9 protein-coding genes are annotated in these 13636 nt (G+C 61.6%); 8 read left to right on the top strand and 1 reads right to left on the bottom strand.

Features of this window, described 5'->3' with window-relative positions:
• Positions 1–8 precede the first annotated feature (8 nt).
• Positions 9–1910 carry a propionyl-CoA synthetase gene (locus Thiosp_RS21270; protein WP_201063012.1) on the bottom strand — a complete coding sequence of 634 codons (1902 nt, stop codon included), beginning with the start codon at positions 1908–1910 and terminating at the stop codon, positions 9–11.
• A gap of 272 nt (positions 1911–2182) precedes the next feature.
• On the opposite strand from Thiosp_RS21270, the gene glgB reads away from it, so the two are divergent.
• From glgB to Thiosp_RS21230, 8 genes are all read left to right on the top strand, one after another.
• Entirely contained in the window at positions 2183–4474 is a 2292-nt protein-coding gene (gene glgB / locus Thiosp_RS21265; RefSeq protein WP_201063013.1) for a 1,4-alpha-glucan branching protein GlgB, read from the top strand.
• 118 nt (positions 4475–4592) lie between these two features.
• The gene (glgA, locus tag Thiosp_RS21260) at positions 4593–6800 is read left to right on the top strand and encodes a glycogen synthase GlgA (protein ID WP_407702746.1); all 2208 of its coding nucleotides are present in this window, start codon (positions 4593–4595) and stop codon (positions 6798–6800) included.
• Positions 6801–7125: 325 nt separating this feature from the next.
• Positions 7126–8220, top strand: coding sequence for a Re/Si-specific NAD(P)(+) transhydrogenase subunit alpha (locus Thiosp_RS21255; RefSeq protein WP_201063014.1), 1095 nt, complete (start codon positions 7126–7128; stop codon positions 8218–8220).
• A gap of 2 nt (positions 8221–8222) precedes the next feature.
• Positions 8223–8435 (top strand): type II toxin-antitoxin system HicB family antitoxin, encoded by a 213-nt coding sequence (locus Thiosp_RS21250; protein WP_201063015.1) that lies wholly within the window; start codon positions 8223–8225, stop codon positions 8433–8435.
• On the top strand, positions 8420–8620 hold the full coding sequence (locus Thiosp_RS21245) for a type II toxin-antitoxin system HicA family toxin (protein WP_223296794.1): 201 nt from the start codon (positions 8420–8422) through the stop codon (positions 8618–8620). Before Thiosp_RS21250 ends, Thiosp_RS21245 begins: the two co-directional genes overlap by 16 nt.
• A 52-nt stretch (positions 8621–8672) precedes the next feature.
• Entirely contained in the window at positions 8673–8957 is a 285-nt protein-coding gene (locus Thiosp_RS21240; protein WP_201063016.1) for a proton-translocating transhydrogenase family protein, read from the top strand.
• A 12-nt stretch (positions 8958–8969) separates the two neighbouring features.
• Entirely contained in the window at positions 8970–10418 is a 1449-nt protein-coding gene (locus Thiosp_RS21235; protein WP_242518161.1) for an NAD(P)(+) transhydrogenase (Re/Si-specific) subunit beta, read from the top strand.
• 19 nt (positions 10419–10437) lie between these two features.
• Positions 10438–13620 (top strand): DEAD/DEAH box helicase, encoded by a 3183-nt coding sequence (locus tag Thiosp_RS21230; RefSeq protein ID WP_201063017.1) that lies wholly within the window; start codon positions 10438–10440, stop codon positions 13618–13620.
• Positions 13621–13636: the final 16 nt, after the last annotated feature.

The following is a 13636-nucleotide window of genomic DNA, read 5'->3' as shown; positions in this document are numbered from 1 at the left end:
CAGGCTTCTCAGCCTGGCGCTGAGCCTCCATAGCCACTGTCGTGCAGCGCCTGCTCGACCTCGCCGAGGATGGCCGGGTCATCGATGGTGGCGGGTTGGCGATAGGGGGTACCGTCGGCGATGCTCTTCATGGTGCCGCGCAGGATTTTGCCTGAGCGGGTTTTGGGCAGACGCTCGACGATGATGACGCTCTTGAAGGCGGCGACTGGGCCGATCTGGTCTCGCACCAAGGCGATCAGCTCGGTTTTTAGCGTCTCAGGGGCGGTGTCGATGCCGGTTTTGAGCACCACCAAGCCGACCGGCAGTTCGCCCTTCAGGGTGTCGGCGGCACCGATGACGGCGCATTCAGCCACTGCGGGATGATTGGCCAGCACGCCTTCGATGGCGCCGGTCGAGAGGCGGTGACCGGCGACATTGATGATGTCGTCGATCCGGCTCATCACGAACAGATAGCCGTCTTCGTCAAAGTAGCCCGCATCGCCGCTCAGATAATAGCCGGGCTGCGCGGAGAGATAGGACTGCACAAAGCGCTCGTCATCGCCCCACAGGGTTGGCAGGCAGCCGGGCGGCAGGGGCAGCCGGATCATGATGCGCCCGATGGTATCTGGCGCAACTGGCGTGCCTTCGTCATCGAGCACTTGCACGTTAAAGCCGGGGACCGGTTTGGTGGGCGAGCCGGGCTTGACCGGGAGTTGTTCGATGCCAAGGCAGTTTGCGGCGATGGCCCAGCCGGTTTCGGTCTGCCACCAGTGATCGACGACCGGCACCTTGAGCTTTTCTTGCGCCCACTCGAGCGTATTCGGGTCGCAGCGCTCACCGGCGAGGAAGAGCGCGCGAAATTTATCCATCCGGTAGCGCTCGAGATGCTTCGCATCCGGGTCGTCGCGTTTGATGGCGCGGAAGGCGGTCGGGGCGGTAAAGAGCAGCGAGACGCCATATTCATCGATGACGCGCCAGAAGGCGCCGGCATCCGGGGTGCCGACCGGCTTGCCCTCATAGAGCACGGTGGTGGAACCATTCAGCAGGGGCGCATAGACAATGTAGGAGTGCCCGACGACCCAGCCGACATCGGACGCAGCCCAGTAGACCTCGCCAGGCTGCGCGCCATAGACATGGCGCATGCTCCAGCACAAGGCCACTGCATGGCCGCCGTTGTCGCGGACCACGCCTTTGGGCACACCAGTGGTGCCGGAGGTATAGAGAATGTAGAGCGGATCGGTCGCCTTTACCGACACGCACTCAGCTGGGCTGGCAGCGGCGACGGCCTCCATCCAGTCCAGGTCTCGACCCGGCAGCAGTTCGCCGCGGCCTTGATCTCGCTGCAAGATGACACAATGCTCGGGCTTGTGGCTGCTCGATTCGATGGCGGCATCAAGCAGAGGCTTGTAGGCAACGATGCGGCTAGGCTCGATGCCGCAGGAGCCGGCAAGAATCACCTTCGGCTTGGCGTCGTCGATGCGAGTGGCCAGTTCGCGGGCGGAGAAGCCGCCGAAAACCACCGAATGCACGGCGCCGATGCGCGCGCAGGCGAGCATGCCGATGACGGTTTCTGGCACCATGGGCATGTAGATGATCACCCGGTCGCCTTGGGCGACGCCGAGATCCTGCAGCATGCCCGCGCAGCGCGCGACCCGGTCCTGTAGTTCGGCATAACTGATGCGATCTTTGGTATTGGCAACCGGGCTATCGTAGATGATGGCCGCTTGCTCGCCGCGGCCGGCCGCGACATGGCGGTCGACGGCGTTGTAACAGGTGTTCAGCATGCCGCCGGCAAACCAGCGGTAGAAGGGCGGGTTGCTGTCATCAAGCACCCGCTCCCAAGGCTGGTCCCAGTCAATGGCTGCCGCGGCCTCGCCCCAGAAGCGCTCGGGGTCTTGAGCGGCGGCCGTGTAGGTTTGCTGATAGTTCAATGTTTGATCCTCCTCGTGGATGCCGGCCACCGGCTCTAAGCTGGCGGCTGCTATTGTTGTGCGCGGGACCTTAGCCCAATCGGGCCGAGAGGGCAAAACATTGCAGCGAGTGCAGATTTGTCTTCGGTTTTCGCGGGCGAATCCCGCATAATGGAAATACCAACGCAAAGGATGCGCAGCGCCGCAACGGACCAGTTCAACCTGGCCCGCGGCGCAACCCCTTCACCCCGGAACGCGTACCGCGCGGCCGACAGAAAACAGGTTTTCTCAGGATGAATCACCTTGAACTGACCGACTCACTGCGTTTGATTCTCGATGCTCGGCACGCCGATCCCTTTAGCGTACTCGGGCGTCATCCCTGCGCCGATGGTGTGGTGGTGCGCGCATTTTTGCCTGGTGCGGAGACCGTGCGCATTGTCGACTGCAATCAGCCCATGACCCGCATCGAGGGGACTGACCTGTTCGTGTGGGCCGGGCCGTCAAGCTATGTTCCCGAGCGGTATCAGCTCGCCTGGCATGCGCGCCCGACGGGAGCCGACACAGACGAGTCAAGCGCGGATGCCGTCGCAGCATCCTCGCAAGCCGCCGAACACCAAGGCTACGATCCTTATTGCTTCCCGCATCAGTTGCCGGACTTTGACCTGCACCTGTATGGCGAGGGCCGTCATTGGCACGCCTACCGGATGCTTGGCGCGCGCGAGCACCAGGTCGATGATGTGTCGGGTGTGCTTTTTGCGGTCTGGGCACCCAATGCCGAGCGCGTCAGTGTCGCCGGCAACTTCAACCAATGGGACGGGCGCCGCCATCCGATGCGGGTGCATGGTAACGGCGTCTGGGAGCTGTTCATCCCGGGGTTAGCCGCCGGGGAGCTTTACAAGTTTGAGGTCCGCGGGCGCGATGGGTCCATCGGGCTGAAGGCCGATCCTTACGGACGCTCTTTCGAGCTGCGCCCGCAGAACGCCTCGGTGGTGACGGCGCCTGATACCTTCGACTGGCAGGACAAGGACTGGATCGCGCGTCGCAGCGAGCACGACTGGCAGCATGCGCCCATGGCCATCTATGAGGTTCACCTGGGCTCCTGGCAGCGCGGCGACGATGGCGAGCTGCTCAATTATCGTGAGCTCGCGCGCCGGCTGGTCGATCATGTCAAGGATCTGGGCTTTAACTACATTGAGCTGCTGCCCATCACCGAGCACCCCTTCGATCTTTCCTGGGGGTACCAATGCACCGGCTATTACGCGCCGACCAGCCGCTTTGGCACGCCGGACGACTTCCGCTGGTTTGTCGACCACTGCCATGCCAACGGTATCGGCGTGATTCTCGACTGGGTGCCGGCGCATTTCCCCAAAGACGCCCATGCGCTGGCGCGCTTTGACGGCACCGCGCTGTTCGAGCACGAAGACCCGCGCCTCGGCGAGCACCTGGACTGGTCGACGCTGATCTTTAATTTCGGCCGCAACGAGGTGAGGAATTTTCTCATCTCCAGCGCGCTGTTTTGGCTCGAGGAATATCACATCGACGGCCTGCGGGTGGATGCCGTCGCCTCCATGCTGTATCTCGACTACTCGCGCACGGAATGGGTGCCGAACCGCCACGGCGGGCGGGAGAATCTGGAGGCGATCGACTTTCTGCGCCAGTTAAACGAGATCACCCACAAGCAGGTGCCCGGTGCGCTCGTCATGGCCGAGGAGTCGACCTCCTGGCCGCAGGTGACGCGCCCGACCTACTTAGGCGGCCTGGGTTTCGATCTGAAATGGAATATGGGCTGGATGAACGACACCCTGCGCTATTTTGGCGAGGACCCGGTGCATCGCAAGTACCATCAGGACAGCCTGACCTTCAGCATGCTCTATGCGTTCACCGAAAACTTCCTGCTGCCCTTCTCGCACGATGAAGTGACGCATGGCAAGCGCTCGCTGCTCTATCGCATGCCGGGGGACGAGTGGCAGCGCTTCGCCAATCTGCGCCTGCTCTATACCTATATGTACACCCACCCAGGCAAGAAGCTGCTGTTCCAGGGCTGCGAGTTCGCCCAGGGCGAGGAGTGGGATTGCACCCGCATGGCCGACTGGTATGTGCTCGAATATCCGCCCCATCGGGGCATTCAGGATCAGATCCGCACGCTCAATCGGCTTTATCTCGAGCATGCTCCGTTGCACAGCCAGGACTTTGACTGGCAGGGTTTTGAATGGATCGACTGCCATGATGCCGAGAACTCGGTGCTCATCTATCAGCGCAAGAGCGGCGGGGAGCCGAAGGACCCGGGGGCCGAGCATCTGGTGGTCGCGTTAAACTTCACGCCAGTGCCGCGTGAGCATTACCGTATCGGGGTGCCGACGCTCGGGCGCTATCGGCTTCTGTTTAACTCGGACGCACCGGATTTTGGCGGGTCGGGCTACTGGGACGCGACCGAGCCCCTGCAAGCCGAGGCCACGCCATGGATGAATCGCCCCGCCTCGCTGGTGGTGTCTCTGCCACCGCTGGCCGGTCTTATCCTGCAGCCCGAGTCGCCGGCCGATGACGCGGGAGCCGGCGCGACTTTGGCAACCGAGAAGCCGGACTGATCCGACGCCGTCTCGACACCGCAAAGGGCGGCCTGCGGATGAACGGGGTGCAATCAGCGCGCCCGCGGTTATTGCGACAGATACAAAACATTCAGGCAAGACATTCAGGACAGCAGTCATGGCAAGAAGGGCGAGCTCCAAGTCTCCAGCCACTCGGTCTCCGGCCACGCGCGCCAAAAGCACGGGCAAAGCCACCCCGGCAACGGGCCAGCCGCCGGGTGATCGCGATACCAAGGCGGCAACCAGTGCCGAGCCCCAAGCTGCGGCCAGCACCAAGGCGGCAGGACAACCATCTGCCCAAGTGGGAAAAGCGCCCAAACAGGAGGACCACAAGGCAGAGTCCGCGAGCGGAACTCGCATCGCGCCAGGCGCTGAGGCCAATTCAGGTGCCGAAAAAACTGCTGATACTCCTGCTGCAACCCATGCGGCTAAGGCAGAACCGGTGAAGGAACCGGTGAAGGGGCCAGTGAAGGAACCGGTGAAGGGGCCAGTGAAGGAACCGGCGAAGGGGCCAGTGAAGGAACCGGCGAAGGGACCGGCGAAGGGACCGGTGAAGGGACCGGTGAAGGAACAGGCGAGCGGGCAGGCATCTGCTCGCGGCTTGGATCTGGAGGGCGGGGACCGCCCTGATGCAGCCAAATCGACGCCCGAATCTGCTCCGGAGACGAAATCAGAACAGACGTCGCGCCCGGAGTCGGACCCAGTCGCAGAGCCAGCCGCGGACATGGCCCCGGAAACAGCTCCAGAGCCGGCGCCAGAACCGGTTCCGGAAACAGCTCCAGAATTGGTCCCAGAGCCGGCCCCAGAACCGGCAGCCGAAGCACCAGCGCCCTATTATCCGCCGCGCCCGAGTCTTTTTATCGTGCATATCGCGCCTGAGATGGCGCCGGTGGCCAAGGTGGGTGGGCTAGCTGATGTGGTGTTCGGCTTGAGCCGCGAGCTTGCCATCCGCGGTAACCATGTCGAGGTCATACTGCCGAAATACGACTGTCTGCGTTATGACCACATCTATGAACTGCACCAGGTCTTTAATGACCTCTGGGTGCCCTGGTACGGTGGAGCCGTCCATTGCACGGTCTATTTTGGCTTTGTGCATTCACGCAAATGCTTTTTCATCGAGCCCCATTCGCCCGACAATTTTTTCAATCGCGGCAGCATCTACGGCTTCAAAGACGACATTCTGCGCTATGCCTTTTTCTCGCGCGCGGCGATTGAGTTTTTGTGGCAGTCCGGCAAGCACCCGGACATCATCCATTGCCATGACTGGCAAACCGCGCTGGTACCGGTGTTTTTATACGAGTTCTATCAGCAGCTTGGCATGACGCATCCGCGTGCCTGCCTGACCATTCATAACTTCAAGCATCAGGGCGTTACCGGCAGCGAGCTGCTGGGCGCGACCGGTTTGCACCAGCCGGAGCGGTTTTTGGATCACGCGCGCTTAGGCGATCAGCGCTATCCCAATGCGATCAACCTGCTCAAGGGTGGTGTGGTCTATTCGAACTTCGTCACCACCGTCTCTCCACGCTATGCGTTCGAGACAAAAGACCAGGGACAGGGCTTTGGGCTCGAGCCCACGCTGCATACCCATCACATGAAGTATGGTGGGGTGGTCAATGGGATCGACTACGACGTCTGGAATCCGGAAATCGACCACCATATTCCGGTGCGCTATAACATCGACACACTCGACGGTAAGTACGATAACAAGCGAGCGCTACGTCACCGCTTGATGCTGGCGGATAACGAAAAGCCGATGGTGGCCTTTATTGGACGTCTGGACCCGCAGAAGGGCCTTGAGCTGGTGCGTCATGCCATTTTCTATGCGCTTGAACGCGGCGCCCAGTTCGTGCTGCTTGGCTCCAGTCCAGATCATGGCATCAACAATGATTTCTGGGGCTTGAAGCACATGCTGAATGATAGCCCTGACTGCCATCTCGAAATCGGCTTCGACGAGGACCTGGCGCATCTGATCTACGCCGGTGCCGATATCATGCTGGTGCCGAGTCAGTTCGAGCCCTGCGGCCTGACGCAGTTGATCAGTCTGCGCTACGGCACCATTCCTGTCGTGCGCACCGTCGGCGGGTTGGCGGACACTGTGTTCGATAAGGATCACTCGGAGCGCCCGTTGCACGAGCGCAACGGCTATTGTTTCGACAACTACGACGCCCCCGGGCTCGAGTCAGCGCTCGGTCGTGCCCTCGCCTGTTACTACGGCTATCCCGAGCATTTCCGTGAATTGATCAAGAACGCCATGCGTTGCGACTATTCCTGGAATCATCCCGGGCAGGACTACCTGAACATCTACGATTTTATTCGCGAGTACTGATCTGCGCTGGTCTACGGATGATGGACTGGCCAGATGACCCGCCCGATCGCCGGCTGGGTCTGCCGGCCAGAGTTGTCGGCCAGAGTTGTCGGCTAGCAAGGTTTGGCGGCCAGAACTGTTGGTCAGGTTTGGCGGCCAGATCTGGCTGCTAGCTCCGCCGGGTTGAGATCAAAGCAGTCAGGGCGGATAATGCGCGGATTTTTGTTTAGCGCCTCCCGGGGCTTGGTCGATCCGAGACTGAACTGAGACGCCATGCGCCATGCGCGACGAACGCTGAATTCCCTCGGATTCCAGCCACCGTGAGACAAGGGAACCAAAACTACCTATGAAAATCGGGATTCCAGCCGAGACTCTCGCTGGCGAGAAACGCGTCGCCAGCACGCCGGATGTCGTCAAGAAACTCGTCGGCAAAGGCTTTTCGGTGCTAATCGAGCAGAACGCTGGTGCCGCTGCCAGCTATCCGGACGCGGCGTATCGCGAGGCCGGTGCTGAAATCGTCAGCACGGAGCAATGCTTCGCGGCCGAACTGGTGCTGAAGGTACGCCGCCCCAGTGCCGAGGAGGCCGAGCGTTTGCAACCAGGCACCACTCTGATTAGCCTGATTGAAAGCTGCGGTGAAGACGATCTGACCCGGGCCACGGTCTCGCGCGGAGTCAATCTGCTCGCGATGGAACGCATCCCGCGCATCTCGCGTGCCCAGTCGATGGACGCGCTCTCCTCGCAAAGCAACATTGCCGGCTATCGCGCCGTGATCGAGGCCGCCGCGCACTACGGCCGCTTCCTGCCGCCGATGATGACCGCCGCCGGCTCAGCCAAGCCCGCGCGTCTGGTGGTTTTGGGCGCTGGTGTGGCCGGCCTGCAAGCCATCGCCACCGCGCGGCGTCTTGGCGCCGACGTCCATGCCTATGATGTGCGCCCGGAAACCAAGGAACAAATCCAGTCGCTCGGCGCCAAGCCTATCGAGCTTGACATCGGTGAGGAAGGTTCCGGCGAGGGCGGCTATGCCAAGGAGCTTTCCGATGAGGCCAAGGCGCGTCAGCAGCAAGCGCTGGCCGATGAGCTGGCCAAAGCCCAGGTCATCATCACCACCGCGCTGATCCCATGCCGTCCGGCGCCCGAGTTGATTACTGCCGAGGTGGTCGAGCGCATGCGCCCCGGCTCAGTCATCGTCGACCTGGCCGCCGCCAATGGCGGCAACTGCAAACTGACCCTGCCGGATCAGGTCATTGACCACCAAGGGGTGCATCTGATCGGATACACCAATTACCCGTCGATGGTCGCGGCCGACGCCAGCGCCTTCTATGCGCGCAATCTGCTCAATTTGCTCGAGATCATGGTTGAGCAGGGTGAATCCGGCCCGACGCTCAAGGATTTCGAGGCCGATGAGATCACTCAGGCGATGCGGATAACGGGAGGCTGAGCATGGCCAACCATTACACAGCGGTTGTTAAGCAGTCTGGTCCCTGGTGGATTGGTTGGATTGAAGAAGTCCCAGGCGTTAACTGTCAGGAAGCGACAAGAGAGGAATTGCTGGCATCCTTGCGCGACACCTTGAAAGAAGCCATCGAACTGAACAGAGCAGACGCCTTAAAGGATGCTGGTGAGCAATTCTTTGAAGAGTGCATCGCGGTTTGAAGCGTTCGGATTTGATCCGCCATCTCAGACGTTATGGGTGCCTGCTGATTCGCGAAGGTAGCAACCATTCTTGGTGGCAAAATCCTTTGACTGGAGCACGTTCGGCTGTTCCGCGCCATCAAGAAATTGACAACCACCTTGCGCGTCGGATTTGTCACCAGCTGAAAATCGAGTCTTGCTGCTGAGACTGCTAAAGCGAACCAAGTTAAGCCATTTGTAAATCTGGAGCCCAATCGGATGTCCGAATCCATTCTCGCCCTTTATGTCTTCGTGCTTGCCTGCGTGATCGGCTACTACGTCATCTGGGGCGTGACACCATCTCTGCATACGCCGCTGGTGGCGCTGACCAATGCCATCTCCGGCATTGTGCTGGTGGGCGCCCTGCTGGTCACGGGGGCAGAAAACGCCGGCTGGTTTGCCAAGTCGGTCGGCTTTCTCGCGGTGCTGCTGGTCAGTATCAATGTCTTCGGCGGCTTTCTGGTGACGCACCGGATGCTGTCTATGTTCAAGAAGAAGAAATAAGGACACCCCGCAATGGATTTCCTGCTGCAACTCAAGCAGATGGCCGCTGGCCTGTTCAGCACCGGACTGTCACATGACGGCCAGGCGCTGGCCTATCTGGTCTCTGCGGTGCTCTTTATCTTCGCGCTCAAGGGCCTGACCCATCCGGCCACGGCCCGGCGCGGCAATCTCTACGGCATGCTCGGCATGCTGATCGCCATTGTCGCCACCCTGGCGGGCGCTGAGGTGATGTCTTACTGGCTGATCGGGGTCGCAGTGGTCATGGGCGCGGTGATCGGCATTGTCATCGCGCTGCGCATCCAGATGACCGCCATGCCGCAACTGGTCGCCGCGCTGCACAGCTTTGTCGGTCTGGCGGCGGTGCTGGTGGCCATCGGCACCTTCCTGAACAAACGCGCGAGTGGGGATTTGAATACCCTGCTAATGGGCGAGTTGTCCGCCGGCATTGTGATTGGCGCCATTACCTTCACCGGCTCGGTTATCGCCTTTGGCAAATTGCAGGGGCTGATCAGCGGCAAGCCGGTGAAATTCTTCGGCCAGCATCTGCTCAATGCGCTGATTGCCATCGCCACCATTGCGCTCGCGGTGCATTTTGCCAGCACAGGCGCCATCTGGTCGCTGCTGCTGATGACCCTGCTCGCCTTTGTGCTGGGCGGTACCCTCATTATTCCCATCGGCGGTGCCGACATGCCAGTGGTCATCTCCATGCTGAACAGCTACTCTGGCTGGGCGGCGGCGGCGACCGGCTTCACGCTGCACAATAATCTGCTCATCATCGTCGGTGCCCTGGTTGGTTTCTCCGGCGCCATCCTGTCGTTCATCATGTGCCGGGCGATGAACCGCAGCATCATCAATGTCATCTTCGGCGGCTTTGGCTCCGATGACAGCGGCGGCGACAGTGCCGGTGCGGTGGCGGCGCAAAAGGGTGTCAAATCCGCGTCCGTGGATGACGCTGTCTACTGGATGGAAGATGCCGGCAAGGTCATCATCGTGCCCGGCTATGGCATGGCGGTGGCCCAGGCGCAACATTCGCTGAAGGACATGATGGAACTGCTGCAAGCGCGCGGCGTGGAGGTGAAATTCGCCATCCATCCGGTCGCCGGGCGCATGCCAGGCCACATGAACGTCCTGCTCGCCGAGGCCGATATCCCCTACGACCTGGTCTTGGAGATGGACGAGATCAATCCTGAGTTCCAGAGCGCCGATGTCGCCTTGGTGGTTGGCGCCAACGACGTGGTCAATCCGGCGGCCAAGCAAGACAGCTCCAGCCCCATCTACGGCATGCCTATTCTCGAAGCCGGCAAGGCGCGCCAGGTCTACTTCCTCAAGCGTTCTATGCGTCCGGGCTATTCAGGTGTCGATAATCTGCTCTTCTATCAGGACAACACATCCCTGATCTTTGGCGACGCTAAAGACACCATTGAGGGCATCGTCGGCGCGCTCAAGGGCGGCGGACATTGACCACTTAAAGACAAGGTGAATGCGGGTACTCCACTCTTTTTGGCTGCCCGAGCCTGGCAATGCCTTTGTGCAGAGCGGTGCCTTCTGGCTGTGGGTGGAGACCTTACCGCCAGCCGGCACCGGTTCTGACCGCGCCAGGCAAGCAGCGGCTCATTCTCATCCCTTCCAATTGCCCGGCCCGGCCTGGCCCGAGTTACTGGGCGATCTGGGCCTGGTGCCCAAGTCCGAGCGGGGCAAGCCGACGCTGAACGCCCAGCGCATCTGGCTGCCAAGTGCGGCGGGTGCTCCGTTGCCCTCGCCCCAGCTTGCCAAGTCCTGGCCTGAGCCATTCGAGGGCGCATCAACCGACCCGGTTGATCTCCAGCCCTGGGGGGTCGAATGTTACCGACTCGGCCGTCCCATTAAGCAGCTGGCCGACATTCATTTTCTTGCCTTCTATCAGGCCGCGGGGCTGGAGCCGGGCGGTGATTTCCTGTTCTGGTATTGGCTGACCCAGAACCTCAAGCGCCTGTTGATGCGCGACCGTTACCTTCCAGCGCTGGTTTACCGCCAACCGCCGCCGCCCAAGGGCAAACGAAAGAAGCCGCCTTATGAGATCCATGGTGGCTGGGCTTGGGCCTCGGACGACTACGAACGGCTCATCCAGGATGCCACCGAGTGCATGCCGGCGGTCGGCGCGGCGGGGATGGAGGGACTGGCCGACCCGGAATCGCTGCTGCACCATGCCAGTGAGGTGCTGCTCGACGACATTCTGCGTAGTGTGACGATTCCCGCCACCTTCGCCAAGCGCTTTCAGGGCAGCCTGCTGGATGCCTGTCTCGCCGCAGAGCCGGCGGCGCGCCCCTGGCCGCAGCCGGGCGCCGGGCTGGAAGGTTATCAGCACTGGCAGCAGTGGCGCCAGCGCATCCAAGGCAGTGGGCGCGATGCGTCCTTCACCCTCGGCTTCCGGCTGGTCGAACCATCGGACGAGTCGGAGAACGACTGGACGCTCGAATTCGTCGCCGTGCCCAAGGATGATCCCTCCCAGCGCCTGGCGCTCGCTGAGTATTGGCCGCTGTCCGCCGCCGAGCGCAAACACGCAGGCCGCCCGCTTGGCGCGGATTTTGAGACCCAGGTACTGCTGGATCTGGGCTTGGCCGCGCGCATGCTGCCAACTCTCTGGGCGGGGCTCGACACCGCGACGCCGCAATCGGTAACCCTTGATCTGGATGACGCCTTCCGCTTCCTCAAAGAGGATGCCTGGATTCTGGAGGACGCGGGTTTCAAGGTGATTGTTCCTGCCTGGTGGACACCCAAGGGCCGCCAGAGGGTGCGCATTCGGCTGCGCTCTGGCAAGCAGCGCGAGAAGACCACCGGCAGTGCGGCTGGTACCGGTATCCTGAGCCTGGATAACCTGATTCGCTATCGCTACCAGCTCGCCATTGGTGACGAACCAGTGAGTGAAGAAGAATGGGAGCAACTGGTTGCGGCAAAGACCCCTCTGGTGCGCTTTCGCGGCCAATGGGTGGAACTCGATCGCGATCAGATGCAGGAGATGCTCCGCTTCTGGCGCGAGCATGGCCAGGAAACCGCCGAGATGGACCTCCAATCGCTGTTGCAGCGCACGGCGACCGAGGATCTGTTCGAGGTCGAGCGCGATGATGCCCTGGCGGAGATGCTGGAGCGCCTGCGCGATCGCAGCCAACTTGAACCTATCGCCGAGCTGCCCGGGCTGAACGCTGAACTGCGCGATTACCAAAAGCGAGGCGTGGCCTGGCTTGAATTTCTTGATCGTCTGGGCCTCAATGGCTGTCTGGCCGATGACATGGGCCTGGGCAAGACCATGCAGGTCATTGCCCGACTGGTGCGCGAGCGCGAGGGCGCTGCCGCGCATGGGGACAGAAAAGTGGGCGGCGACGCAAATACAAAGCCGCCCGGCCCGACCCTGCTGATCGCTCCGACCTCGGTCATTGGTAACTGGCGCAAGGAGGTCGAGCGCTTCGCGCCCCAGCTATCGGTGCTGATGCACCATGGCACGGATCGCCTCAGCGATGCCAAGGCGTTCAAGCAGGCGGTGGCGGGGCAGGCGCTGGTGATTACCTCTTATGCTCTGGCGCGGCGCGATCAGCCTTTGCTGGCTGCGGTCGACTGGCACCGGTTGGTGCTCGACGAGGCGCAGAACATCAAGAACCCCAAGGCCGCCCAGACCAAGGCCATTGGCAAGCTGCGCGCCACCCATCGCCTGGCCCTCACCGGCACCCCGGTCGAGAATCGGCTGATGGATCTCTGGTCCATCCTGCATTTTCTCAATCCCGGTTATCTCGACACCCAGGCGCGCTTTCGCAAGCGCTTCGAGCTGCCGGTGCAGCGCGACCAGGACCCGGTCCAGACTGCCACCCTCAAGCGCCTGGTCGAGCCCTTCATCCTGCGTCGAGTCAAGACGGACAAGGCCATCATCCGCGACCTGCCGGACAAGATCGAGGCTATTCAATACTGCAACCTCGGGCGCGAGCAGGCGGCGCTCTACGAAAGCGTGGTGCGCCAGGTCGAACGCGACCTGGAGGAGAAAGAAGGCATCGAGCGCCAGGGGCTGATGCTCTCGACCCTGATGCGCCTGAAGCAGATCTGCAATCATCCGGCGCAATTTCTGCAGGACGGCAGCCCCTTCAGCCCCGAGCGCTCGCACAAGCTGCAACGCTTGCAGGAAATGCTCGAAGAAGTCATGGCCGAGGGCGACAGCGTGCTCATTTTCAGCCAGTTTACTGAGGTTGGTGCTGCTCTGGAAAAGCTACTGCGCCAGGAATGGCGGTTCAACAGCTTCTATCTGCACGGGGGCAGCTCGCGCACTCGCCGCGAGGAGATGATCGCCAGCTTTCAGGACCCGGACACCGAGCCATCGGTGTTCGTGCTTTCGCTCAAGGCCGGCGGTGTCGGCATCACCCTGACCAAGGCCAATCATGTGTTTCATTTCGATCGCTGGTGGAACCCGGCGGTCGAGGATCAGGCCAGTGACCGCGCCTTCCGTATCGGGCAGGAGAAGACGGTCTTCGTGCATAAGATGGTCACCCTGGGCACCCTGGAGGAACGCATTGACGAGATGATTCGCAGCAAACAGGCGCTTGCCGGTGCTATCGTCGGCAACGACGAATCCTGGCTTGCCCAGCTTGATAACGAGCGCTTCAAGGCGCTCATCCAGCTTAATCGCGATGCCGTAGTGGACTAGGCGAAGGCCTGAGTGC

The organism is Thiorhodovibrio litoralis, assembly GCF_033954455.1.
Classification (GTDB): domain Bacteria; phylum Pseudomonadota; class Gammaproteobacteria; order Chromatiales; family Chromatiaceae; genus Thiorhodovibrio; species Thiorhodovibrio litoralis.
This window is presented reverse-complemented; position numbering and strand designations above follow the sequence as displayed.